The following is a 26,048-nucleotide window of genomic DNA, read 5'->3' as shown; positions in this document are numbered from 1 at the left end:
AACCTGTTGTTGAGCCTGAACCTGTTGTTGAGCCTGAACCTGTTGTTGAGCCTGAACCTGTTGTTGAGCCTGAACCTGTTGTTGAGCCTGAACCTGTTGTTGAGCCTGAACCTGTTGTTGAGCCTGAACCTGTTGTTGAGCCTGATGCAAATAATTCTCAGTTACTATTACCATCTGATGAAGACCCGCGCACTTTGTTACGCTGTACGTCCCAAGAACTGACGGGGGAGTGGAACTCGGAAAAATGGGATTACTGGCTGCAGACTGCTCGTGAAGCAGAAGTATTAGCTCAAGATGAGTTAGCACTTGCTCGTCAAGGCACAATGACAGGTCAATGTAATGGCAATGCAACGTTCTTGACTAGTGTGGACAGCAAGCATTTACAAGCGACTTTTCAGCAACTGGCTGCAAAGTTGCAACAGCAATTCACACAGGCACAGATTGATTTAAAAATCGATAATAGCATCATGCAAAGTGATGATAAAACACCAGAGCGTCGTCAACAAAAACGCTTAGAGCAAGCAAAAACGGTTGCTGAGACAAAATTGCTGAACACACCAGTGATGCAGTATTTGACGGAGCGGGGCGAGGGCAAAATGGGCAAGGTCCAACTGTATTAAGTTCTAAAAAACGGTTATTAAAACCATTTCAAATATGAATATGTTTTAAATACGGTTTTATATAAGATATCAAGGTGATGATACGCTATCGCCTTGATATTTTTGTTTTTACCGCAGCACAAATGGGCGCTCTTATATAAGAGAAAATATTTAGTAACGATAAGATAAATCAAAAGTCGTTATAATGATTAAGTTATATTAAAAACTGAAATGAAGTTTAGGTGAGAATATGTTGGATAATTTACGCGGTATGGCTGTGTTCGCCAGTGTGGTCGGACATGGTTCTTTTAGTGGCTCAGCTCGTGAGCTTGGTATTACCACCAGTGCAGTCAGTCAGCAGATTCGTTCACTAGAGAATGAGCTAGGTGTTGTCCTATTACACCGCTCAACTCGTAAGCTAAGCTTAACAGAAGCTGGTGAGAGCTTTTATGAGTCTGCAAAAGATGTGGTCAGTGCTGCTGAACAAGGTCGAATTAAAGTTAATCAGTTGCGTGATGAGCTCGCAGGTAGTTTACGTATATCGACGACGCCTGAGCTTGGTGTAAACCATATATTACCAGCGCTATCCACATGGATGGCGGCGCATGATGATCTTAGTGTCACCTATCTGGCAGATAATCATTATATCGATATGATTGATGAGCGTATCGATATTGCGATTCGTATGAGTCCATCGATCAATGATGCAAGCCTAAGTAGTCATCCGCTCACCGATGTACGTCAGTTGCTCGTAGCGTCGCCTCAATATCTACGTCACCACCCTAAGCTCAATACACCAAAAGACTTGGCCGACCATCAACTGATATCTATTGAAATCATGAAAGAGGCCAATCAGGTTGATATGATTCAAACAGAGACTGGTAAGAAAACACGTATCAAAATGAACTCGCGTATTTATACCAATAACGTCTTTATGGCCACGACTCTGGCAAAAGAAGGTCATGGCTTGATTAGAATGATGGAAATGGACATCAAAAAAGAGCTTGAGAGTGGAGAGCTAGTAGAAGTGTTAACTGGCTATCAACTGCCAAGCTTTGTTCTCTATGCGGTCACTCTAAACCGTGACCAACAACCTGCCAAAATCACTCGTTGTCTAGAAGTGTTAAAAAAATATTTCCATGCACATTAGAGCGGTTTGTTTTAGACAGTCGTATTATCAAATAAATAGCTAGAAAAAAGCCTATAGATAATGATATCTATAGGCTTTTTTGATTATATATATTCAAGCAGTTCTTAGAATGAGGGTCTTAGTAGGTCAATCAAGCGCTCAGCAACTTGTGTGCTCTCATCACGGCTCATATTAAGTGGTGGTAGCAAACGGACGACATGACCCCCCGTTACATTGAGGATTAGGTTTTGCTCATCACGCGCACGATCTACCAACTGGCTACAGTCCATATCTTCTGGTAGCGCAATACCAATCATCATACCAGCGCCGCGGCTACTCACACCATGTTGTCCTAATGCATTAACGAGGCTTTCACGAATGAACAAACCTTCAGTCACTGCATTTTCCATAATGTCACTATTGGTGAGTACATCGTACACGCTATGTACCACACGACTGGCTAAAGGTGTGCCACCGTAAGTAGAGCCATGGCTGCCTGCACCAAACAAACCATTAGCACGGCCTCGTACCATACAAGCGCCGACTGGAAAGCCATTACCTAAGCCTTTAGCAGTCGTCAATACATCAGGACGAGCACTGCTATGCTGATAAGCAAAATATTTACCAGTACGGCCATTACCTGTTTGTACTTCATCGAGCATAAATAGCCAGTTGTGAGCATCACACTCTGCCTGTAACTCTTCTAAATAAGTGAAACCATTTGCCGCAGTATTTAGACCACCTTCACCTTGGATTGGCTCTACAAAAATGGCGCAAATATCCTGATGATCCAAAGCTGCCTGCTTAACTGCAGCAATATCACCAAATGGCACACGGATAAAGTCTTCATCTAGCGTATAAAACCCTTCACGAGCCTTTGGGTTGGCAGTAGCTGATAGCGATAGTAATGTACGACCATGGAATGACTGCTCCATCACGATCACTTTTGGACGCGTAAAGCCTTGCTGATGCGCATACAGGCGTGCAATTTTTAGTGCAGCTTCGTTCGCTTCAGCACCGCTATTGGCAAAAAACACACTGTCCATTTGGGCGGCCGTACATAACGCCTCTCCCGCACGCTCTTGCCAGTCAATACCGAACAAGTTACTGGTATGAATCAAAGTAGACGCCTGCTGCTCAATCGCCTCTGTCACTTGTGGATGGCAGTGCCCGAGTCCGCATACCGCGATACCAGTTAGAGCATCTAGGTATGGCGTATCATCTTTGGTATAGAGCCAACTACCTGCACCACGTGTAAAACTAATAGGTTGACGGTTGTAAGTAGGCATGAGGTAGGTAGCAGACATGTAAGACATCCTTGGTATAGTAAATTGAGTAAAATAGGGGGTTATAATTCGTCAGAGAAGGGCGTGGTTTCTGCAGGTAGCGTATAGTCTTCATTTGCCCAAGCCCCTAAGTCGATTAGCTTACAGCGACTACTACAAAATGGCTTGTATTTATTGTCTTGCCAGGCAGTCTGTGTGCCGCAGCGTGGGCAAGGGTAGGTTTTGGGCGTAGCATGGAAATTAGAGTCAGTCATAATAAAAGTGGGAGCATCCTTAATGTTATTAGTATCATTTACGCGCAGCCTTCTATCATCGTCTACATTAGGATGCATTTTGAAGGACTGGTCATCACTATATTACTATTAAATTAGATTGGCTATATAATAGCATGGGGCCGAATAATGACAAAAGACAAATGCTTTAAGGATAATAAATGACAGACAATACTGAGCTCACTCATCAGCAAGCGCGAGCGTTTCAACCACAGAGACTCTCAGCACCGCGTGACTTTGTGATACCTAAAATCATCAACGAAAATTTGAGTGAAAAACCGCTGATACTAGAGATCGGAGCAGGGAAGGGCAAGCACGCGCTAAGCTTTGCAGCGCAGAATCCTGACAAGCATTTAATAGCGATTGAGCGCACCCGTAATAAATTTGAAGCTTTCTCAAAACAGACTACGCTACAGGCCTTATCAAACCTAGATGCGATTCATGCAGATGCTATTGCTTGGACCGTACATGCTATAAAGCCCAATAGCCTGTGCAAGATTTTTATTCTTTATCCTAACCCCGAACAGCAGAACCCCAATCAACAATGGCTAAATATGCCTTTCTTTGAATTTCTATTGTCTCGCTTGCAGGTAAATGGTGAGGTAGTAGTGGTCACCAATATTGAAGCATATATGGACAACGCAGAGTTTCAGGCAACTAAGGTATGGTGTCTTCCAAATTCTCGTTATCAAGTCCCTGCAGATAGTCAGCGTACTCACTTTGAAGTGAAGTATTTGGCACGGCAAGAAGTGTGCTGGGAGTTGAATATCCGTAAGCCTAAATGGTATAAAACCAGATTTGATGATTGGCAAGCGACATCATTGTATGAAGGAAAATGACCTAAGTAACAGAAGAATGCTAGACATTAGATCGAATAAAAAATAGCCTAAGCAAAAAAAAGAAAATTAATAAACTGCTCCTAAAGAGCAGTCCAAGAAATCTCGAACTTAAAGACTAGAATTAACGACTATAGGTAGGGTTTAACCAAATTATTAGAATTGGTATAAGCGTCAAGAACTGTCAAAAGAGTATATGCGCCAATGAATTTGCGACTAATGAACATAAACTCTTTTGGCGGAAGATTGAATTCGAAGGATTGCATTGCGCGAGTGGCTTTGGTGGATAAGCGTGAGTGCAGTTTACTGTTAGCCCAGATATAGCATTTTTGCTCATTCAGGCACTCGCTAGGGATATCTTTATTATTGTCAGGATCACTGAAAGGCTCTGTCGCCAGTAAAAATAGCGAGGCAATATCAGAGCGTACTTTGTCACTCATACTGTCGAAAAAGTCGTATCCTGTCATCGCAAGCATCATTGATTGATGATCGTGACGGTATCCTGCTCGTAGCAGTCCGCGGGCTATGGTCAGTAAATGATTATCGAATTGGCGGATAGCGCCAAAATCTAATAAAACAAGCTTATCGATGTCGTCGCCTTCGCTGACGCGCACTAAATAATTGCCAAAGTTAGGATCTGTCTGCATCTCACCCCATACAAAAATCTCTTGCATCATGATTTCGATAGCAGCTTGACCGATTGCACTGCGGCGCTCATGAGGTAGTAACTGTAATTCATCAGAGACCACGGTGATACCTGGCTCATAAGACATACAAAGTAAGCGCTTTTTAGAGTAGGTACGGTTGATCTTCGGAACGATATAGCGCGGGTCGTCACTTAAACGATCATAAAAGCGCTCTGTCGTTGCGGCCTCTGCTTCGTAATCAACCTCATGATGGAGTAGGTCACGTATTTCCTCAAACCAAGCATCAAGTGCACGTGTTTGTGGAACAATATTACTGACTCTGAGTAACTGTTTAAAAAGAGCAAGATCAGAGTTGATAGCATCAGCCACGCCTGGATATTGAATCTTTAGTACCATTTGTTCGCCTGTCGCCAGTACGGTAGCGCGATGAACTTGAGCAAGAGACGCTGTTCCAATAGGAATAGGGTCGACATCAAGCTCGCTTAGTTTTTCACCCAATAATTTATGCAATGTTTTTTCAATCGTAGGCCACGTCAACGTTGCGGTATCATCATTGAGCGTTTGTAAGGCACGTGTAATCTCTGGCGGCAGTATGTGCTCGCCATAGATTGCTAGCATTTGACCGATTTTGACGACTGAACCTTTTAACTTGCCAAGCTCTGATGCCAGATAATTTGCCTGAGCTTCCATAAACGCTTGGTTACGTGCTGTGCGTGCTTCTTTATTTAAAAACATGCCAGACACGCTATTGCCCGCCCAACGACGACCAATATTCAAGGAGGTTTTGGCAATCGACATTCGGCGATCAAACCCTGAGGTTTTTAGACTATCAATTGATTGCTTGTTGCTAGAAGGTTTAGACGTATCATTTGCCATAAATATAATCATTCATCCAGTTGCTATTGATTTGCGGGTTCGATACCCACAATACAAGGGAGATGTGATGCACGGGTATAAAATTGTACCATATAAAGCACATTGGGTTTATGAGCGTAGGCTGGCTGTTGATAGTTACTTTGTAAGCCGTGAGATGGTACGAGTATTATTACTGAGCGTTATACGGCGTACCAAAAATAAGACCTAGCATAAAGCTAGGTCGAATAATGCTGTAAAGTATACGCACCAATTTTGAAACGACAACGCAAGATGAGCGTTTAATGGCTCTTGATGGGTATAAGCTCGTTACGCATTTTCACGAGTGATGGCATGATGACCAATATCACGGCGATATTGTGCACCGTCAAAGCTAATGGCAGCAGTGACTGCTAGTGCTGCTTGCTGGGCTTCAGAGATATTGCTTGCTAAGGCAGTAATACATAATACACGACCACCATTAGTGACAATCTCATTTTCATGATTATCAGAAAACGCTGTACCTGCATGGAATACTTTGACAGCATTGCTGTTTGTCGAATCTAGTTCTGGCAAGCCTGCGATGACATCGCCCTTCGATGAGGTTTCAGGATAACCTTTTGAGGCAACAACGATACCTAAAGCAGGACGCTCATCCCATTTTGCTTCGCTAGGTAGTTGACCTGATAAGCCTTGCGCGACCAAATCTACCATCGATGATTGCAGACGCATCAAGATAGGCTGCGTCTCTGGATCACCAAAACGGCAGTTGAATTCGATCACATATGGGTCGCCTGCTTGGTCAATCATAAGACCTGCATATAAAAATCCAGTATAGGGATGTCCTGCGTCTTTCATTGCATCAACAACTGGCTGAATGACGCGCTCAATAACTTTATTATGCACATCTGCGGTCACGACAGGCGCAGGGGAATACGCACCCATCCCGCCTGTATTCGGACCTGTGTCACCTTCAAAAGCACGCTTGTGATCTTGGCTGGTTGCCATGGGTAAGATATTTTCCCCATCGACCATACAAATAAAGCTGGCTTCTTCGCCTTGCAAGAACTGCTCGATCACCACACGGCTACCAGCATCCCCAAATTTGTTGTCCGCGAGCATATCATCGATTGCTTCGTGCGCTTGCTCGATGGTCTCAGCCACGATGACGCCTTTACCAGCGGCAAGTCCATCCGCTTTGATCACGATGGGTGCGCCTTGCTCATCGACATAGGCTTTAGCCGCAGTAGCCTCTGTAAACCCTTGATAAGCGGCTGTTGGGATATGGTTCTGCTCCATAAACTCTTTGGCAAAGGTTTTAGAACCTTCTAGTTGCGCGCAGTAAGCAGTAGGGCCCCATGCCTTAATACCAGCCTCGCGGCAGGCATCAACGATACCTGTAACCAAAGGTGCTTCTGGTCCAACAATAACCATATCAATACTATTATTTTGACAAAATTCGATGACAGCGGCATGCTCACTCGCATCAGCGTTCGCAGACGCTAAGACGACGTTTTGGCATTTAGGTTCAAGTGCACTGCCTGCATTGCCTGGAGCGACATAGACATTTTCGACATTGTCATCTTTTGCACACTGCCATGCCAGTGCGTGTTCGCGACCACCTGAGCCAATCACCAAAATATTCATCATACCGTTTGCCCTTAGCATTAAGTTAATAATGAGCTAGTCGTACGCTCGTAAATATGTCGACATATTCTAACAAAAAAACAGTCTTGATTACTATGAGTATCCACGTGCCAGCATTTAATCTTGAATATTACTGGCTGCGTCATCATTGTCTCATTAGCAAAGGTTATCGACATATCACTGATTCATGAAATGATGTTGTACGCTTTAGCTAACGCCGCAGGTGCGTTAAACTTCACTGTAATAGTAGGATTACATCCTGATTGCTACATATTTATAAAAATAAGAACGAAAAAGGAGAAAATCTGTAGAAGTTATAAAATAATAAGTCACGTGACTGGACACACTGCCATTATATTGCAATTTTTGACAACGATTCTGTGAAAAGAAATGTGCAATAAAAGCAGTTGATACGGATTGATAAACATAAATAAAGAGACAAACCAAATCTATAAAAAGGACGAAGGACAATGCCAAACTCCCTCAGTATCGCAAAAGAGCGCATTAGCCAGATAAGCGATATTGCTACCGGCTATGTACAAAAAGACAAATCACTATTTGATCATTTTATTCATAGCTACTATCAGCCGCTGCATAAAGAGACTGCAGAGGCGATTAGCAATGCTGACTTGGCGGGCATGGCGCTACATCATTTTACGTTGCTCAAAGCCTATGATTGCAGCAAGCCGCAGCTAGCCGTATTTAACCCATTGGCGGAAGAGCAACACTTTCATAGCTCACACACGGTGATCCAAATCGTCGCATATGATAGACCGTTTTTAGTCGATACCATCTTGATGAGCCTTGAGGCTGAAGGCATCGATGTGCACCGCACGTACAACATCATCGTGAGTGTTAAGCGTGATGATGACGGTCAGATTACCTATGTTGAAGGCGCACATGAAAGTGCAACCTCTCATTTGTCATTGATTCACTGTGAAATCGCTTATCAAGATAATGAAGACTTGGATGCTCTACAGCAAATGCTGCTGTCTAAAATCGATACGCTTGATACGGTCGTTGGTGACTGGAAACAAATGCGTGCTCAGCTCAATGACATCAAAGCTGAGTTGTCTAACAAACCATTACCAGAAGTGTTTTATTCACAGCAAGAAATTCAAGCGTTCTTGGATTGGATATTAGATGACCACTTTATATTCTTAGGTTATCGCGAATATCGCTTAGAAGGTGGTCACGAAATCGAAGTAAGCGAACCGACCAATTTAGATCTGTTTGCCATTGGCAATAGTGGACTTGGTCTGTTACGCGGCTCTGAACAAGACAAGTTGTCAGAGAGCTTTAGTCAACTACCTAAAGGGTTAAAGCAGTTATTGACTGAACCGCGCGTATTGATGCTGTCCAAATCAAGTCGTGTATCACCGATCCATCGCTCGGTATATATGGACTTTTTGGGTATCCATAAATTTGATGATAATGGTAAGTTGGTTGGTGAGTATCGCTTTATCGGTTTGCTCACGTCACAAGCGTATCAGCTGACGGTTCAGCAAATTCCGCTATTGCGCGAAAAAGCCAATAAGATTATGGCTATGGCAGACTTGCCACGTGATGGTCATGCTCATCATAAGATGATGCATGTAATCAATACCTTGCCGCGCGATGACTTGTTCCAAGCCAGCGTTGAAGAGCTATATCCAATTGTCTCTGGTATCAGCCAATTACAAGATAAGAAAAGCCTACGTCTATTTAGCCGTATCGATCATTACCAGCGCTTTGTGTCGTGCCTAGTCTATATCCCGCGTGATAAGTTCAACACGGAGCTACGCATTAAGGTACAGAACGTCCTAAAAGATGCCTACAACGGCATGTCGTCAGGGTTTACGACTGAATTTAATGAATCTGCGCATGCCCGCGTACATGTCCATGTGCGTACTGTGCCCGGTCAGGTAAATGACGTCAACATTGCAACGCTTGAAGCCAAACTATCAGCACTCATGCAGTCATGGGATGATAACTACCAAAAAATGCTACTCGATAATGTCGGTGAGCAACAAGCCAATGCCTTGAGTCGTCGCTTTTTAGATTATATTCCCGCGGCATACCAAGAGCGTTTTGATGCGCGTACTGCCGTCGAGGATACCAAGCGTTTGGCTGGATTGACTACAGAGAACCCGATGCTGTGGCATTTATACCAGTCGACAGGCGATGCACGTAATCAGCTCCACCTAAAACTGTATGGTCGCGAGCAACCTGTTATTTTGTCAAAAGTATTACCGATACTCGAAAACTTCGGTGTGTCAGTCATCTCAGCACAGACATATGAGTTTGATTTGCCAGAGCAGCCTATCTGGATGCAAGAGTACGAGTTGACCCTTGAGCATGTCGATACCGTCAATATGCAAGTCGTACGTGGTCAGTTCGAAGACAGCCTAAAACAAATCTGGGCAGGACGTGTTGAGAGTGATTCATTCAATGAGCTTGTACTAACTACTAAGCTTGATACGTATGATGTGGTGGTGCTGCGTGCACTGTCGCGCTACATGTTACAAGCACGCGCGCCGTTCTCTAGTACCTATATCCAGCAAACGGTAGTCAAAAACAGTGATATCAGCGTAGCGTTAGGTAGTTTATTCGATGCGCGTATGAATCCTAAGCATAGTGAAGACGATCGCCAAGCAAAAGCTACGCAAATCCAAGAGCAAATAACCGCTGCACTTGTAGATGTGGATAGCCTAGATGAAGATCGTATCTTGCGTTGGTACTTAGACCTGATTAACGCGATGGTACGTACCAACTTCTATCAGACGGATAGTGAAGGTCAGCGCAAAGATCGTTTGTCGTTTAAGTTCTTGGCCGCAGATATTCCAAATCTGCCAAAGCCAAAACCAATGTTTGAGATATTTGTCTACTCTCCGCGTGTCGAAGCCGTGCATTTGCGTGGCGGAAAAGTCGCCCGTGGTGGTCTGCGCTGGTCAGATCGTATGGAAGATTTCCGTACCGAAGTACTGGGTCTGGTCAAAGCACAAATGGTCAAAAACGCAGTGATCGTGCCTGTTGGCTCTAAAGGTGGCTTTATCGTCAAGACCAAAAGCATGGCCGACGGTCGTGAGGCGTTCCAAGCCGAAGGTATCGCCTGCTATCAGACATTCTTGCGTGGTATGCTCGATGTCACAGACAATATCGTTGATGGTACGATTGTCCCGCCAGCCAACACGGTACGCCATGATGAGGACGATCCATACTTAGTTGTTGCTGCGGACAAAGGCACTGCGACATTCTCTGATATCGCCAATGCGCTAGCAGCAGAGTACAACTTCTGGCTTGATGATGCTTTTGCATCAGGTGGGTCAGTAGGGTATGACCATAAAGCGATGGGGATCACGGCGCGTGGTGGTTGGGAGTCAGTCAAACGTCATTTCCGTATGCAAGGCAAAGATATTCAAAACCGTGATGATTTCACTGTGGTCGGTATTGGTGATATGAGCGGGGATGTATTTGGCAATGGCATGCTGCTATCAACGCATACTAAGCTGGTTGCTGCCTTTAACCATCTGCATATTTTTATTGATCCCAATCCAGATACTGCAGCCTCATATGCTGAGCGCGCACGCTTGTTTGAGTTGCCACGCTCATCATGGGAAGATTATGAAGCCTCATTGATCAGCCAAGGCGGCGGTATCTTCTCTCGCCAAGATAAAACCATCGTGATCAGTCCTGAGATGAAGTCTCTCTTTGAAATCAGTGCTGATACGCTAACCCCCAATGAGCTGATCAGTGCTTTACTCAAAGCGCCAGTCGACTTGCTATGGAATGGTGGTATTGGAACGTATGCAAAAAGTGTGAATGAGACGCATGCGGACGTTGGCGATCGTGCCAATGATGTGCTGCGTGTGAATGGTAGTGAGCTTGGCGCCGCAGTCATTGGCGAAGGTGGTAACTTAGGTTTCACCCAGCAAGCACGCATTGAGTATGCCCAAAACGGTGGTCGTGTCTATACCGATGCGATTGACAATTCAGGCGGTGTTAACTGCTCGGATCATGAAGTCAATATTAAGATCCTACTGGGTAAAGTGGTTGAGCAAGGTGATATGACGCTCAAACAGCGTAATGAGCTACTTGAGAGTATGACGGATACCGTAGCAGAACTTGTATTACGTCAGAACTACTTGCAGCCACAAGCGATTGAACTGAGTCACATCAGAGCCGCTGCTAATTTAAGTGATCATCAGCGCTTTATTCAGATGCTAGAGGGTGAAGGGCGTCTGGATCGTGCGATTGAGTATCTACCATCAGACGAAGAGATTGCAAAACGTCAAAAAGCAGATACAGGACTAACCAATCCTGAGCTAGCAGTCGTCTTGGCATATGGCAAAATGTGGGTGTATGACAGCCTGTTATTGTCCGATCTTCCAGATGATCCATACTTCATTAACGAGCTACGTAAGTACTTTCCAGATGAGCTTGCCTCACGTTTCTTTGATGAGATGACGGAACACCGCTTGCATCGTGAGATCATCAGTACTTACTTGACCAATAGCGTGGTCAACCGCTTAGGTATTGAGGCGCTATTCCGTCTATTTGAAGAAACTGATCAATCGTTGGCAACCATCGTCCGAGGTTATGTGATCAGCCGCGATGTATTCAATGTATCGCGCGCTTGGAAGGCACTAGAAGCGTTAGACAATCAGGTTGATGCAACACTGCTGTTGAATCTTGAGCTGCGTTTGCGTGATTCATTAGAGCGCGGTGTGGTCTGGTTTATCAATGCCTTTGGGCAAAATCTGCAAGTCGCTGATATGATTAGCCGCTTTAGTGACAGTGTTGAAAAACTGACCAAACCAAGTGGCTTTATCGAGCAGCAATTTGCACAATATCTGCAAGAAGATACCAAGCATTTAATGAAAAAAGAGCTGTCTGATAACGATGCTACGCTATTTGCAATGCTACCGTATCATGTCGATGCCCTTGACGCTGCATTGCTTGCTGAGCAATATGAGCGTCCTGTCGATGAGATCGCAACTTTGTATTTCGAAGCTTATCAAGTATTGCAGTTAGATTGGATGATGGACAATATTGCCAATTTACCACAGCAAGACTACTGGGATCGCCGTGCACGTCATGCATTAGTTAATGAGTTGTCACGCAGCTTGCGCCTACTGATGGATGCAATACTATCAAAACCAGATGCCAAGCAGGCCTTTAGTGAGTGGAGAGCACGACACGTTGACCAACTGGCAGCGGTCACCACAGAAATGCAAAAGCTTGACGATATGTATAGTGACGATGCAGACGCTCAAATTGGTCTCTCAACACTATCCGTACTGATGAGTGAGCTGAGTGGCCTAGTAACTAAATAAGTAGTCACTAAGTAACGAGTAGCTGAATGATTAGCCACTAAACACAAAATAGCCGTATGTTCAAAAAAACCACCGAGCGCAATGTTCGGTGGTTTTTTATTTTTGCCTTATGAGACGCGTGCAATAACAAAACGTTAGCTCGCGATTCGCTGACAGCCTTGTCCTGTTATCTGACTGAATCCACCTGAGAGCTTTTCTACTTTGATTTGGGTCAAAATACGATCTTTTAATGCCTGCACATGGGATATCACGCCAATTAATTTTCCTTCTTGCTGCAAATTAGTCAGCGTATCCAGCGCAATATCTAAAGACTCTCCATCCAATGTCCCAAAGCCTTCATCCAAAAATAGCGAGTCCACGCGAATGTTTTGACTGGCCATCTGTGATAGTCCGAGTGCTAGAGCAAGACTAATAATAAAGCCTTCACCGCCTGAGAGGTTTTTGGTGCTACGAATCTCACCGCCTTGATAGTTGTCAATGACATTGAGCTCAAGTGGGCTGTCATCATCACGCGCCAGCAGATAGCGGTCACTCATTTTTTGCAGCTGAGTATTGGCATGATTAACCATGAGGTCAAAGGTCAAACCCTGTGCAAAGGTGCGATACTTTTTGCCATCGGATGAGCCAATCAATTTGTGTAGTTGTTGCCACACTTGCAGCTTATCCTTTTGAGCATTGATGGCCTCTATCTGTGCCTGTTGGGTGCTTTTCTTATCCTCATTGTCTTTTAGTCGCTGACTAATAGCGCCAATCGATTCTATACGTTTATTAGACGCTTCTTGTGCTTGAGTGTGCTGTTGAGTGAGTGTCTCTTTGTCGTCTGTTGTCAGCGGGTTAGCTTGCTTATCTTCCAATGCTTTCTCTGTTTCTTTTAATAGAGACTGCGCTTGCTTTAGCGCATAATCAATACGTTCTTGCTGCTGCTTGAGCGTATGACGTTCATCAATGGGCAGGCGCGCATTCGCAAAATCCGTTTCATCGATGAAATTGGAGGCGGCAAGTATTGATTTAAAAGCGTCCTCTTGAGTATTGAGCGCACCTATTACGGTGGTCACTTGCTCAGTCACGTGAGATTGTTTGTTAAGCAACTGTTTAAGCTCAAGCTCAGAGTTATCGAGCTGCCGCTGTGCAGAGGTTTGCTCAATCTGAGACTGTTCTAACGCCTCACGCAAACGCTTTTCTTCTGCTTCAGGGTCTTTATCAGCAAAAACATCTTCTCTGGCTGTTTTTAGCTGTTCAAGCGTCTCTGTCTTTTCAGTCACGAGCTTAACCAGCTTATCAAGCTCCTGTTGGTTGTTATTCAACTGGGTTTGTTTGGTATCGATCTGTATGTTTAGACGACCTAATACTGTCGTCAGCGTTTGCTGTGTTTCTTTAGATTGATTGAATTCATTTTTTATGGTGAGTAGTGCCGCGTGCTGCTGACGCAAGGTATGGATATGTGCCTGATAATCTGCCTCATCCAATACGGTTTGATTATCGATACTCTCCATCAAGGGGGATAAAGTGGGCTGCGAGGCGCATATCTGCGTTAGTGCCTTTGACTGAAACGTGCCAGCAGTATATTTCGTTAACAACTGTACAATGTCATTCTTGAGAGTTACCAATTTGGAGAAGTTATCGTGAACCTCTTTGTTAATATTATCTATACTCGCGGACTTGATTTTGATATCCGTCTCAATCTCACCAATGTCGCTTGCCAGCTTGTGCTGCTGTTGTGCTAGCGCGCTTATGTCATCGCGTATGGTAGATAGATTCTCACCAAGTGTTTCGTAGTTGAACAGCGTGTCTTTAAGAGCAATTCTACGTTCAGCAAGTTGATGTTGAATACGATCTAATAGAGGTAGTATATTTACCTGTGGCTCACGTTGCTGCAATGGCAGTATCGTTGCCGCGATAAATGGCGAGTAGCTTCCATCAAGCACCAAACGGACTGACTGATTGGTATCAGCCGCTAGTTTTTGTGCTTGATCTTGTAGCAATTTTTTCTGATCTTGCTGCTGCTCAAGCTGCTGCTGTTTGGTCGCCTGACTGATACGATGCGCAGATAATCGGTTTTCCAAATTGGATATGGTAGTGTCTAAATCTGTTATATGCTGCTGAATCTGCTCCGCTTCGGTATCTGACACAACGTGGGGATGGTTTGTGTGATAAGGATGCTCAAGCGATCCACATAGGGGGCAGGGTTGACCGTCTTTTAAATCGGCAATGTGACTTTCTAGCGTGGCTACTTTTTGTAGTAGATACAGCTGTGCTTGTTTGTCTTGCCGCTTGTCTTTAGCAGCGTGGATAGCAGACACTGTATCATCAATGATGTTAGCCAATTCTACTAACTCGTTTTTTATCACTGGTAGCGTGATATCTATGTCTTTGGCTTGTGCGCTAATCTCATTAAGCTGATCTGCTTTTAGCCCCACTTGTTCAAGTTGACGACTGAGGTTATCGATCTGCTCTTGTTCATTCCGCATTTCAGATAAAGATTGTACTTCAGTTAAAGTGGTTTGCTCTTGTTGCAATGCTGTGGTCTTGGTTTGCAGCGATTGTTCTTCGATTACTTGTCTCTCTTGCTGTTCATGCAAGGTCTTAAGACGGCTTTGATACTGCTCTATATCGCTTTGCTGGCTGGTTTTGTTGATGTTTAGGTCAACATTATCTTGTAGCAATGACTTTAGATGTTTGCAATAACTCTCAAAATTAGCAATATCGCTGTCAATGTCGCTAAGCTCGTTATTATTTGTGAGATAACCTTCTACCTCTACTAACTGAGTTTGATTATGTTCAGCTGACTTTTTATGATCGTTTATTTCTTGACGCAAATGCTGAGTGCTCATAGATAAAGCGTGTTGTCTTTGTTCAGTCTCTTCTAAAGCGTACCTATTCTGCGCAATGTCTGTATCCAATTTACGCGCCTTTGCAATATCGGGCAGAGTATCCCGTAATACGTTGCTAGCCGTTTGCACTCGGACTTGTACGGACTCTAGACGAGTGGTGGCTTGTTTTTGATGGTCTTTTTGCTGCGGTAATGTCTGATTTATCTGCTGCTGCTCATCTTGCAAGCGTTTTAGGTTGTCGCGGCTATGAGTCAGCTGGCTAAACTGACTATCAAGCTCTAACGCCATATTGGCAGCAGTCAGACGCTTGGCATTAGGGATGAAATCTTGCTGCGCCTGCTGGGCACTATCAAGATTGCGTTGATAGCTACTCAGTTTTTCTTTTGCTTCTGCAACACTATCTAGCCATTTAATTTTTTCTGCCAAATTTTGAATGTCTTTCTGCTGCGTATTTTGAACACTTTGAGATGACTGCAATTCGGCTCTTAATTGACTTTCTTCGGCAGTATCTAAAAGCGCTAAGCCATCTAAACCGTATTGTAGCTTGTTGAGGATTTCTTCCTCAGTGCGTTTCTTATCATGGACATGTGCTGAGATAGTGGCATAAATATCAGTACCTGTAATTTTTTCTAAAATATCGGCGCGTTCATCGGCTTTTGCCTTCAAAAATGCTGAAAAACTGCCTTGAGCGAGCAATATGGAGCGAGTGAACTGCTGAAAATCCATCCGAGTCAGTTCAATGATTTTATTCTTAGTATGTTTTAGAGTGCTTTCTAGCAGCTCATCTTTTTTTGAAGGATCATCAACGTGTATCTTGGCGATTTCATGAGTTGCGTCTTGCAGATTGCCGTCCGCTTTGTTGTAAGCGCGGCGCTGTCCCCAGCGGCAACGGTACTGCTCACCATTCAAATCAATCACGACTTCAGCGAAGCATTCCGCTGTTTGCCGCGTCATGACTTCATTGCTACTTTTGCTAATACTATTAATTCTTGGTGTCTCACCATATAGCGCCAAACAAATCGCATCCAATATGGTGGTCTTGCCAGCGCCAGTCTGTCCCGTGATGGCAAAAATACCTTCATCAGTAAAGGCGGTGTCAGCAAAATCAATATGCCATTCGCCTTTGAGGGAGTTAAGGTTTTTGAGTCTGAGTTCGATTAGGCGCATGGATGTGTCTTATTATTAGTGATAGCAGCAGCTGCAAGAAATTTGAAAAAGTAAAACAAAAAGAGTAGAAATGTACTCATGATTTAAAACTCATGTCATTCTGCCTGTTTGTCCTCATGACGTAGATTATAGAGTATCTGACCATAGGCATCGCGCAACGAATCTTTTTGCGACTCAGCCACGCCATTTAGATTCAAGCAGCGCTCAAACACTTCCATCTCATTTAAATCCTGCAAGGTTTCGGAAGTCTGCTGCTGATTTAGTACTTTGTTATAAGTGCAGGTATTCTTAATTTTTAGCACCTCACATGGCAAGCCATCTACCATCGCTTGTACTTGCTCACGTAAGTCACTCACAATCTCGTCACCCGTATAAACCACCTCTAACCAAACAGATTCAGCTGGAGTGAGCGATTTTATCGTTTGTGAGATTATAGGCAGGTCACCAGATATCTGCGCCAGCTGTTGGAATTTTGGAATGGGCAGGGAAACTACTTGCATCTGATTGGCATCGTTTCGGTGCAGCATTTTATTGGTAGTGGTAGCCTTAGCAGGTATTGTTTGACTGCTTTGATCTTGCTGAGTAGAAGTGCCATTGGGAATCACTGTTTTTTCTGCTTCTGTATCTTCCATTGGCTCGTCAAAACCAAACAAATCGTCCATAAACAGCTCTACTTTGCTAACTACTTTTTTAGCTGTTTTTTCTATTGGCTTTTCAATTTTTGCGGTTTGGACAGGAGCGTCTGTGCTGGCAAGCTGAGGGAGAACGTTTAGACTTAAGCTGTCATTATCAAAAGATTCAGAATTGCCAAATTGTATAAGTAGTACTTGTTTTTGTTGCTTGGCCTCTCCAAAACCCATGGCGATAGGTGAACCTGAGTAACGAATACTCTCACGGCCACCAACGCGCTGCGGCACGTGCAGATGACCAAGGGCGACATAATCAAAACCCTCATCAAACATATCAGCAGAGATTTTGCCAAGTGAGCCAACATAGAGATCGCGCACGCCATCATCGTCGGTTGTCTTGCCGCCTGCTGCGAATAGATGACCTGTGGCAATGATAGGAATATGCCGTTGATGAGTTTTTATTAATTCTGCCTGCTGTTCTTTTGCAATACTTGCTACTGCATCATAGTGGGCGCGAATACCTTTGATAACATTGGCGTCTTTGCTATCCGCAGACTCGCCAGCGCTACTGCTACGTACATCACGGTCGCGCAGGTAGGGTACAGCGGCGATGATGCAATGAGGATTGTTATCATCATCACCTAAGACCAGTACTTCATCTTCTAAATCATCACAAGCTGTGCCTATCACATGGACATTCAAAAATTTGAGTACATTGCTTGGCGCATCCAAAAATGTTGGTGAGTCATGATTGCCTGCGACAATGACCACATGCTGACAGCAGGAGCGTGAGACCCTACCTAAAAACTCATAATATAGCGCTTGGGCTTTGTTGCTGGGCGTCATGGTATCAAAGATGTCACCTGCGACAATCAATATATCCACTTGCTGTGCGCTAATGGTGTCTTCTAGCCACTGTAAAAACGCCTCGAACTCTTCATAACGCAGACGACCATATAGGCGTCGACCCAAGTGCCAATCGGACGTGTGCAATATTTTTAAAGGTTTAGTAGAGGTATATTTAGAAGCAATAGATGGGGGCATAGTTTGGCTTATTATTAAACGTCAGAACAGGGGTTAGGTAGCTTTCATTCTAGCAAGAATCGTTGGGATTTTCTCTGTTGCCAAAATAAAACCCTGCCAATCATCTATTGGCAGGGTTTTATTTTTTTTCTGGAGCAAAACTTTTTGCTGATAAGCTTTACATAGTAGGGAAAGGCTAATCAATAATCAGTTGCTCGGGTCCATCCTCTTGCTGCATCGCGAGGTTTGCTACCATCGATAGTGCATGTGCTTGCTGGTCTATAGGCTGTTTAGTCGCTTCGCCTGTGACTCCTCCACGCAGCCAGTTCTTAGCCAAAGCCTCACTGTGTTGCTGATTTTGCAAGTTATACCAAGCCAAATCATGATGCAGACTAACCACATCTCCCATAATAAGTAGGGCAGGCGTGGGCAGCTGAGCGTCCTCTTGTTTGGCAACAATCGTGGCAAGCGTACCCGTCAGTACTTGCTGATTGGGCATGCTCGCATTAGAGACGATAGCAATGGGTGTATCAGCGCTACGACCAGCGTCAACCAAACCTTCGGTCAAACGTGCCAGCGAGTGCAAGCCCATATAAAACACGACGGTCTCATCAGTGTTTAAGAAATTTTTAAAATTACTATTGGGTGCGCCAGCCTTCAAGAACCCTGTCACAAAACGTACGGACTGTGAGTGATCGCGGTGGGTGAGGGGAATACCAGCGTAACTTGCCGCGGCATTGGCAGCGGTAATACCCGGTACAACTTGGTAGGGCACATTGTTTGCTCGTAAGCTTTCAATCTCCTCGCCACCGCGACCAAAGATAAAAGGATCACCGCCCTTTAAACGAACGACACGGCGACCTTCTTTGGCGCTATTAACCAACAACTCATTGATGCCAAGCTGTGCGACCGTATGGTTACTGCGTTTTTTACCGACAAATACTTTATCAGAATCACGACGGCAAAGATCCAGCACTTGTGGCGATACCAAGGCATCATAATAGACAATATCAGCCTGCTGCATCAAACGCAGCGCTTTAAACGTCAATAGCTCCGGATCACCAGGACCTGCACCAACGATATAGACTTCACCGACAGGAGGTGCTTTGTTATCTGAATCATCTGATAGCGTAGGCGTTGTATTTACTGGGGCATCAGAATGGTTTTTATGATGAATAGCAGCTGCGGTACTATCTAAATCAGCTTGCAACTGGGCAGTAGCTTCTGTTTCGTTACCAGCAAACATGAGCTGGCTGACCTGACCTTCAAACGCGCGTTCCCAAAACTGACGACGCCCAGTGAGTGTGGGTATTTTTGCTTTTACCTCACTGCGGAAGTCACCAGCCAGTTTGGCCAATTTACCATAGCCTTGCGGGATTAGGGTCTCAAGACGTGCCCGTAATAGCCGTGCCAATACTGGCGCTTTACCATTTGATGAGATACCAATCACAATAGGATTTCTATCGATAATGGCTGGAAAGATAAAGTCACATAAATGCGGGGTATCGACCACATTGACTGGAATGTTTAGCTCAGTCGCATCTGCATGAATCTCATGGTTCAGTGTTTCGTCGTCAGTCGCAGCAATGATGACCCGTGCACCTGACATATAAGCTTTATTATAATTCTCATAGATAAACTGGTGCTTATCATCAGTTAGCAAAGCTTGTAGCTCATGGCTGATATCAGGTGCAAGTATAGTGATACAGGCGCCTGCACGGCTGAGCAAATCCGCTTTACGCAGTGCCACTTCGCCGCCGCCCACTATGAGCACTTTACGGTCTTCTAATTTAAAAAATAGCGGGAAGGTGTTCATAATGTCACCATATATTTAATTGTTTATTATAAAAGGTAGAAAAGATATAAGGAATGTCGCCATTATGAGGTATCACAGGCACACTCTCACCTAGTGAATTGGCATTAGTATATTCGTTTTTGTCATGTTAATGATGGTTTTTTGTGAGAAAGGGAATAGATTTTATGAGATATGATAGGCGTACTAGAGGTTTAGAAGGGCATAATTTTATATTTTTTAATTCAGAACAATTATGAAGGCATCATAATGAGTCAAAACAATACGTTTAATAGACTAAAAAAATCAAGTACTGTCTTTTTCGGACTTATTTTAGGGTTGCTAGTTAGTTCAGATGTACTAGCAGAATGCGCGTTGGCTGAAGGTTATAAGTTACCAAATGGGGTTGTATTTGATGAACACTGTGAGTTTGATGGTGAACTCGCGCCCGTAATAAAAGGTAGTAAGTATGGATTCATCGATAAGCAAGGTGTGATAAAAATACCAACACAGTATGACTTTCCAATTGCTTTTGTAGAAGGTCTAGCAAGTGTTCATAAGGACAACTTATCCGGATACATTAATATGCAGGGTGAAGTTGTTATACCTCTCAAATACAGCCTTACTTATCCATTTGAAGATGGTTTAGCTGTGGTTGTGGTAGATAATAGAAGAGGAGTCATTGATAAACAGGGACAGATAATTATTCCGATAATGTACGATGATTTAATGGGTTTTAATGAGGGTTTATCTGCAGTTGAGAACGAAGGGAAGTATGGATACATTGATATTAATAATAAGTTAGTTATTCCTTATGAATATGATTCTACTATTTCCTTTACAGAAGGCCTAGCAGCGGTTGAAAAAAATGAAAAGTTCGGATTTATAGATAGGCTAAATAATATCGTGATACCCATTGAATATTATAGTGTGACTTGGTTTTCAGGTGGTTTAGCCGTCGTTAATAATGATGATAAGTTTATGATCATTAATAGGTCGAATCAAGTAGTCAAAGAGCTAGACTATGCAATGGTCTTCCCCTTCATTAACGGATTAGCACTTGTCTATGATAACGGTAAGCATGGATTTATTGACAAAAATGGTGATGTAGCAATTGAATTAGACTATGATGACATTCCATTTATTGATCCTTTTAAAGATGGTACCGCCTATGTCAAAAAAGATGGTGAATGGTTCTACATTAATAGACAAGGTAAACGTGTAGAAAAAAAGTTTTAAGTCCAATGAAAAACTGAAAAAAGCCCTTTCTTAAATAAAAGAAAGGGCTTTTCAAATTCATAAACAGCTGAAATTACAGCTGAGTATGCAAGCCACACTCACGGCTTTCTTCTACCTTAGTTGGATCAAAGTAGTCATGCTCGTTTGGCAAGTTATGCTCTTCTAGATATACGTCTAGATCAGCATCTGTTTTTTCAAACAATGGCGCTACCTTTAGTACGCCGTCTTTTGATAAGCTAAGTACGTCAAGACCTTGGCGGAATTCAGTTTGGTCTTTACGAATAGCATTGAACCACACATCTGGCTTTAGCTCATCTAATGCACGGCGGAACGGCTCAAGTTTAACTTGCTCAGTGAACTCGTCATGCTGTGGGTTATCGATACCTGGGATACCATTCATCGTCGCGTCACGGTGTGCAGCCGTTTGCTTAGGAATGTAGGTAACGACATTTAGGTTCAAGTCATGGATAAGCTTGTTGGCAAACTGATAAGTAGCATCAGTGTTGTAGCCTGAGTCTACCCACAATACTGTGATATCAGGACGCTGTTTAGCAACCAAGTGCAAAATTGCTGATTCATATGGACGGAAGTTGGTCGTGATGATTGGGTTCTTTGCTTGAGTCAGTGCCCACTCAACGATTTGCTCAGGTGACTTGCCTTGCAGGTCTTGGTTGGCTTGGTCAAGGTCTAGGTTTGGGTGTAATTGGCTCATAATACGTTCCTTAATTGTTGTTAATATAAAAGTTTTGATTAAAAATATTAGGTATGACTATAAAATTAATGGTCAATGCGACAGCTATGCAACTGAAGTCTCTGACGGTTGTGCAAACATCGGTAAATCTGAAGCGCTTCGACCGTCATAGCTACTGGCAAGGGCGGTAAAAGCTTGCTCAATACCAAACTTAGAGTCAGCTTCTAGGTCATGCTCGCTCAATACAAAGCTATCAACGCCCGTGCGTAACATATAAGCAATTTGATCGCGGCCAAATGCGCCAGCCACTCGAATCTCGCCTGTGTAACCGATTTGGCGCAGCGTACGTGCAAAGCTAAAGTGACGACCATCAGCGAATTTCGGCACATCAATCACGATAAGCGCGTGCGTTGATAAGAACTCACTAAGTCCTTCTAGGGCATCAGCGTCAGTATCGGCAGTAACCCATAATCCAAGTCGGCTACTGTGCTGTACGATCAGCTCATAAACCTCTTTAATCAGACCACCAGCCTGTGCGCCTGTCGTATCTAATAGATCAACGAGTGGCACGATCACGTCAGGTTTTTCTTGTTTTTGTAGTAGCTCAAGCAACGTAATGTTGGTCGATACAATGCTCTCTGGCAGTGCATCAGTAGTAAGTACATGCCATGTATCTTGACTGCCAATATCGACGCCATGACTGTCCAAAATATGGTGATTAGCCATAGACCTTCTCCTTAAATGGATCAATACCAACGCGCTCAACCAATTGCCCAAAGCTTTCTACATCATTATCAGTGCTGGCACGTAAGTCCACATAGACATCAACGATCTGCTGTATAGTGTTGGCAACCTCAAGAGCAGGCACAGATTTTCCTAAGATTTTGCCAAGTTTGGCATCGTCGCTAGAGTTACCGCCAAGACTAATTTGATACCAATGTTCGCCTTTTTTATCTACACCCAAGATACCAATATCGCCTGTATGATGATGCGCACAGGCATTGATACAGCCAGACATGTTTAGGCGAATCTCACCCAAATCATATAGATAATCAAGATCATCGAATTGCTTTTCGATTTGCTCAGCGATGTTGTGGGTGGTCGCATTGGCAAGCGAGCAATAGTCCCAACCTGGGCAAACAATCATATCTGTTAGGGTATTGATGTTTGCACGCGCTAAATGTAGGTCGGACAGCTGCTGCCACAACTCATAAAGGTTATTTGTCTGCACATCAGCGAATACTAGATTTTGCTGATACGTACCGCGCAGCTCACCAAAGCTGTATTTATCAGACAGATCAGCGAGTGCATCCATTTGCGAGTCACTGACATCACCAGATGGTACGTATTTACCATCAACCAAGCCCGCTTTAAGCGAGATTACGACTGCACGGTAACCTGCTACTTTATGCGCTACGGTGTTTTGGTTGTACCAATTGGCAAAGTCTCTATCAGCGTTTAGTTGCTGTTGTAGCTCAGACTGTACTTGTAGTGCGTCGAACGATGCATAGTCAGGCTCACTAAAGAAACCAGTCGCTGTTACAAAGTTCTCATCAGTCAAGGTAAGTGGGCCGTCTTTGGTGTGGGCTTCCCATTCAGCATTGACCAATTTGGCAAACGCTGGACCGCCCATGCTTTCGACCAAAATTTTGATACGAGATCTGTATTTGCTGCCTTTGTCACGGCGGCCATGCAAGTTATAGACACGCAAGATAGCATCTAAATAGCTCAGCAGATGCTGACGTGGCAAGAATTTATTGATAACTTTGCCAAGGACAGGAATACGTCCAAGACCGCCACCAACCAATACTTCAAAACCAATCTCACCGTCATCGTTGGTTTTTACGTGTAGACCGACATCGTGTACTTGCGTTGCTGCGCGGTCATCATTGGTACCGATCACAGCAATCTTAAATTTACGCGGCAAAAAAGCAAACTCAGGGTGGAAGGTTGACCACTGACGAATAATTTCACAATAGGGACGTGGGTCAGCAATCTCTTCTTTATGAATACCAGCGTACGGATCCGTTGTGGTATTACGGATACAATTGCCTGAGGTTTGGATGGCATGCATCTGTACCGATGCCAATTCAGCTAGGATATCTGGCACATCTTCAAGCTTTGGCCAGTTCAGCTGGATATTGGTACGCGTGGTAAAGTGCCCGTAGCCTTTATCATACTTGCGGGTAATCTCAGCCAATTTTCGCAATTGATAGCTGGCAAGTAAGCCATAAGGAATGGCAATACGCAACATTGGCGCATAACGCTGGATGTAAAGGCCGTTTTGCAGTCGCAGTGGCAAAAACTGCTCTTCTGGCAGCTCACCTGCCAAAAATCGCTCAGTTTGGTCGCGAAACTGGGCAACTCGTTCCTCTACCAAAGTCTGGTCAGCGTAATTATATTGATACATGACGTAATCTCAGTTTTGTTTTTAATTTTAAAATCAGCGACGAAAATGATTTGCGTGTGTAATAGGTTTTATTGCCGGGTGCAATGCGCATAATTCAGCTATACATGATATAAGCTTGCACTCAGAATCATAAATTCCTTTCAGACATATCCATATCCAAACACAGCATAAATTTTCATAACGAAAGTTAGGTAGCCTATGCGTATCAAATTCAATGCCTAACTATTATCGCTTTATTTATCTTCTATTAGGTATTTTATTGCTCATTTTTTATATAACGCTTCGTTTATTCGACCGTTTCTTTTATAAGAGGTTTCAATAACTATATGTCTCAGACCACAAATCAGACTACAAGCCAAACCCAATCAAAATTGGTTCCGCCACATGGCAGTGAAGTACTCAAGCCACTATTATTGAATGATGATGCGCGTGCTCAAGCGTTAGAGCTTGCCAGCACATTGCCATCTATCACCCTCAGCTCACGTGAGCGCGGCGATTTGATCATGTTCGGTATCGGCGGCTTCACGCCACTAAATGGTTTTATGAATCAAGCGGACTGGCAGGGCGTGGTAGACAACATGCGCTTGCAGAGCGGCGAAAACGCAGGCTTGTTTTGGCCAATCCCTATCACTCTATCTGCGCCAACAGAGACTGCGGAAAGTTTGAGTCAAGGTGACAAAGTAGCCTTGGTTGCTCAAGATGGCGAAGTCATGGGTATCTTGACAGTAGAAGAAACCTACACTATCGATAAAGAGCACGAGTGCCAGCAAGTATTTACAACTACCGATTCTGAGCATCCAGGTGTGCAGCAAGTACTGAATCAAGAAGCTGTCAATATTGCCGGTCGTGTCGAAGTACTTAGCGAAGGCGAGTTCCCAACACTATATCCAGAGATCTACAAAACGCCCGCAGAGACTCGCGCAATCTTAGACGCTAAAGGCTGGAAAACAGTGGCTGCATTCCAAACACGTAACCCAATGCACCGCTCACACGAATATCTGGCCAAGATTGCAATTGAGATCTGTGATGGTGTATTGATTCATTCATTACTAGGCGCGCTAAAGCCGGGCGATATCCCAGCAGAAGTCCGTCAAGAAGCCATCAAAACGCTAATCGATAATTACTTTAGACAAGATACTGTTATCCAAGCGGGTTATCCGTTAGACATGCGCTATGCCGGTCCACGCGAGGCGCTACTGCATGCGCTATTCCGTCAAAACTATGGCTGTAGCCACCTGATTGTCGGCCGTGACCATGCGGGTGTGGGTGATTACTATGGTGCGTTTGATGCGCAAACGATTTTTGAACATGTTGGTAAAGATGACCTTATCACCCAACCACTAAAAATTGGCTGGACGTTCTGGTGTAATGCTTGTAATGCGATGGCCTCTGACAAGACTTGTCCGCACGATGCCTCCGAGCACGTTAAAGTCTCAGGTACTAAACTGCGTAAAGCACTATCAGAAGACATGGATGTGCCAGATAATTTTAGTCGTCCAGAAGTATTACAGATTTTGCGTGATTACTACGCCGGTATCGCTCGCGAAGAACGTGCTGAAGTTAAATTAACAGGGGCGTCTGCGGTATAACGACTGGTCATCAGTATAAATAACGCGTACGAAACCAGTTATAAAAAAGGTGTCAGACTTATGGTCTGGCACCTTTTTTTCTACTATTTCCAAA

General features: G+C 44.0%; 15 protein-coding genes and 1 pseudogene. 6 read left to right on the top strand and 10 right to left on the bottom strand.

Annotated elements, in window-relative coordinates; translation table 11 throughout:
* A pseudogene (locus NJD71_RS09480) lies at positions 1-620 on the top strand (DNA polymerase III subunit gamma/tau); the annotation flags it as partial.
* 229 nt (positions 621-849) lie between these two features.
* Positions 850-1,749, top strand: coding sequence for a LysR family transcriptional regulator (locus tag NJD71_RS09475; RefSeq protein WP_319051723.1), 900 nt, complete (start codon positions 850-852; stop codon positions 1,747-1,749).
* 104 nt (positions 1,750-1,853) lie between these two features.
* Here NJD71_RS09475 and NJD71_RS09470 read toward each other — a convergent pair whose 3' ends face one another.
* On the bottom strand, positions 1,854-3,035 hold the full coding sequence (locus tag NJD71_RS09470) for an aspartate aminotransferase family protein (protein ID WP_319051722.1): 1,182 nt from the start codon (positions 3,033-3,035) through the stop codon (positions 1,854-1,856).
* 41 nt (positions 3,036-3,076) lie between these two features.
* Positions 3,077-3,268, bottom strand: coding sequence for a DNA gyrase inhibitor YacG (locus tag NJD71_RS09465; RefSeq protein ID WP_319051721.1), 192 nt, complete (start codon positions 3,266-3,268; stop codon positions 3,077-3,079).
* A 179-nt stretch (positions 3,269-3,447) separates the two neighbouring features.
* On the opposite strand from NJD71_RS09465, the gene NJD71_RS09460 reads away from it, so the two are divergent.
* Positions 3,448-4,125 carry a DUF938 domain-containing protein gene (locus NJD71_RS09460; protein ID WP_319051720.1) on the top strand — a complete coding sequence of 226 codons (678 nt, stop codon included), beginning with the start codon at positions 3,448-3,450 and terminating at the stop codon, positions 4,123-4,125.
* 128 nt (positions 4,126-4,253) lie between these two features.
* On the opposite strand, the gene NJD71_RS09455 is transcribed toward NJD71_RS09460, so the two are convergent.
* Complete coding sequence (locus tag NJD71_RS09455) at positions 4,254-5,645, bottom strand: ABC1 kinase family protein (protein ID WP_319051719.1); 1,392 nt, start codon at positions 5,643-5,645, stop codon at positions 4,254-4,256.
* 306 nt (positions 5,646-5,951) lie between these two features.
* Positions 5,952-7,268, bottom strand: a complete 1,317-nt coding sequence (gene purD / locus NJD71_RS09450) for a phosphoribosylamine--glycine ligase (protein WP_319051726.1) — start codon at positions 7,266-7,268, stop codon at positions 5,952-5,954.
* A gap of 470 nt (positions 7,269-7,738) precedes the next feature.
* Between purD and NJD71_RS09445 the strand changes: the two genes are divergently transcribed.
* On the top strand, positions 7,739-12,583 hold the full coding sequence (locus tag NJD71_RS09445; RefSeq protein ID WP_319051718.1) for an NAD-glutamate dehydrogenase: 4,845 nt from the start codon (positions 7,739-7,741) through the stop codon (positions 12,581-12,583).
* Between the two features lie 134 nt (positions 12,584-12,717).
* On the opposite strand, the gene NJD71_RS09440 is transcribed toward NJD71_RS09445, so the two are convergent.
* The 3 genes from NJD71_RS09440 to cysG all read right to left on the bottom strand — a co-directional run bounded on the left by NJD71_RS09440 (position 12,718) and on the right by cysG (position 20,049).
* Positions 12,718-16,581, bottom strand: a complete 3,864-nt coding sequence (locus NJD71_RS09440; RefSeq protein WP_319051717.1) for an AAA family ATPase — start codon at positions 16,579-16,581, stop codon at positions 12,718-12,720.
* A 95-nt stretch (positions 16,582-16,676) separates the two neighbouring features.
* Positions 16,677-18,254, bottom strand: coding sequence for an exonuclease SbcCD subunit D C-terminal domain-containing protein (locus NJD71_RS09435; RefSeq protein WP_319051716.1), 1,578 nt, complete (start codon positions 18,252-18,254; stop codon positions 16,677-16,679).
* A gap of 175 nt (positions 18,255-18,429) precedes the next feature.
* Positions 18,430-20,049: a siroheme synthase CysG gene (gene cysG / locus NJD71_RS09430; RefSeq protein ID WP_319051715.1), complete on the bottom strand. Its 1,620-nt coding sequence runs from the start codon at positions 20,047-20,049 to the stop codon at positions 18,430-18,432.
* Positions 20,050-20,295: 246 nt separating this feature from the next.
* On the opposite strand from cysG, the gene NJD71_RS09425 reads away from it, so the two are divergent.
* On the top strand, positions 20,296-21,264 hold the full coding sequence (locus NJD71_RS09425) for a WG repeat-containing protein (RefSeq protein ID WP_102093561.1): 969 nt from the start codon (positions 20,296-20,298) through the stop codon (positions 21,262-21,264).
* 73 nt (positions 21,265-21,337) lie between these two features.
* On the opposite strand, the gene NJD71_RS09420 is transcribed toward NJD71_RS09425, so the two are convergent.
* From NJD71_RS09420 to NJD71_RS09410, 3 genes are all read right to left on the bottom strand, one after another.
* Positions 21,338-21,976, bottom strand: coding sequence for a phosphoadenosine phosphosulfate reductase domain-containing protein (locus NJD71_RS09420; protein WP_114700031.1), 639 nt, complete (start codon positions 21,974-21,976; stop codon positions 21,338-21,340).
* A gap of 84 nt (positions 21,977-22,060) precedes the next feature.
* Entirely contained in the window at positions 22,061-22,681 is a 621-nt protein-coding gene (locus NJD71_RS09415) for a DUF934 domain-containing protein (RefSeq protein ID WP_319051714.1), read from the bottom strand.
* A complete protein-coding gene (locus NJD71_RS09410) occupies positions 22,674-24,365 on the bottom strand; it encodes a nitrite/sulfite reductase (RefSeq protein WP_319051713.1) in 1,692 nt (563 codons plus the stop codon). The genes NJD71_RS09415 and NJD71_RS09410 overlap by 8 nt, the downstream gene beginning before the upstream one ends.
* A 326-nt stretch (positions 24,366-24,691) precedes the next feature.
* Here NJD71_RS09410 and sat point away from each other — a divergent pair, with 326 nt between their 5' ends.
* Positions 24,692-25,954 (top strand): sulfate adenylyltransferase, encoded by a 1,263-nt coding sequence (sat, locus tag NJD71_RS09405; RefSeq protein ID WP_319051712.1) that lies wholly within the window; start codon positions 24,692-24,694, stop codon positions 25,952-25,954.
* Positions 25,955-26,048 lie beyond the last annotated feature (94 nt).

The sequence above is a fragment of the Psychrobacter sp. PP-21 genome (assembly GCF_033790785.1).
Taxonomy (GTDB): Bacteria; Pseudomonadota; Gammaproteobacteria; order Pseudomonadales; family Moraxellaceae; genus Psychrobacter.
Note: the sequence above shows the minus strand (reverse complement) of the source record. Positions and strands in the feature narration are given on the sequence as shown.

Bases quoted from the DNA above. Each gene is read 5' to 3' on its own strand.
- NJD71_RS09420 (WP_114700031.1), bottom strand. From the start codon at position 21,976: ATGAGCCAATTACACCCAAACCTAGACCTTGACCAAGCCAACCAAGAC.
- cysG (WP_319051715.1), bottom strand. From the start codon at position 20,049: ATGAACACCTTCCCGCTATTTTTTAAATTAGAAGACCGTAAAGTGCTC.
- NJD71_RS09435 (WP_319051716.1), bottom strand. From the start codon at position 18,254: ATGCCCCCATCTATTGCTTCTAAATATACCTCTACTAAACCTTTAAAA.
- NJD71_RS09470 (WP_319051722.1), bottom strand. From the start codon at position 3,035: ATGTCTGCTACCTACCTCATGCCTACTTACAACCGTCAACCTATTAGT.
- NJD71_RS09455 (WP_319051719.1), bottom strand. From the start codon at position 5,645: ATGGCAAATGATACGTCTAAACCTTCTAGCAACAAGCAATCAATTGAT.
- NJD71_RS09445 (WP_319051718.1), top strand. From the start codon at position 7,739: ATGCCAAACTCCCTCAGTATCGCAAAAGAGCGCATTAGCCAGATAAGC.
- NJD71_RS09460 (WP_319051720.1), top strand. From the start codon at position 3,448: ATGACAGACAATACTGAGCTCACTCATCAGCAAGCGCGAGCGTTTCAA.
- NJD71_RS09425 (WP_102093561.1), top strand. From the start codon at position 20,296: ATGAGTCAAAACAATACGTTTAATAGACTAAAAAAATCAAGTACTGTC.
- purD (WP_319051726.1), bottom strand. From the start codon at position 7,268: ATGAATATTTTGGTGATTGGCTCAGGTGGTCGCGAACACGCACTGGCA.
- NJD71_RS09465 (WP_319051721.1), bottom strand. From the start codon at position 3,268: ATGACTGACTCTAATTTCCATGCTACGCCCAAAACCTACCCTTGCCCA.
- NJD71_RS09475 (WP_319051723.1), top strand. From the start codon at position 850: ATGTTGGATAATTTACGCGGTATGGCTGTGTTCGCCAGTGTGGTCGGA.
- NJD71_RS09415 (WP_319051714.1), bottom strand. From the start codon at position 22,681: ATGGCTAATCACCATATTTTGGACAGTCATGGCGTCGATATTGGCAGT.
- NJD71_RS09410 (WP_319051713.1), bottom strand. From the start codon at position 24,365: ATGTATCAATATAATTACGCTGACCAGACTTTGGTAGAGGAACGAGTT.
- sat (WP_319051712.1), top strand. From the start codon at position 24,692: ATGTCTCAGACCACAAATCAGACTACAAGCCAAACCCAATCAAAATTG.
- NJD71_RS09440 (WP_319051717.1), bottom strand. From the start codon at position 16,581: ATGCGCCTAATCGAACTCAGACTCAAAAACCTTAACTCCCTCAAAGGC.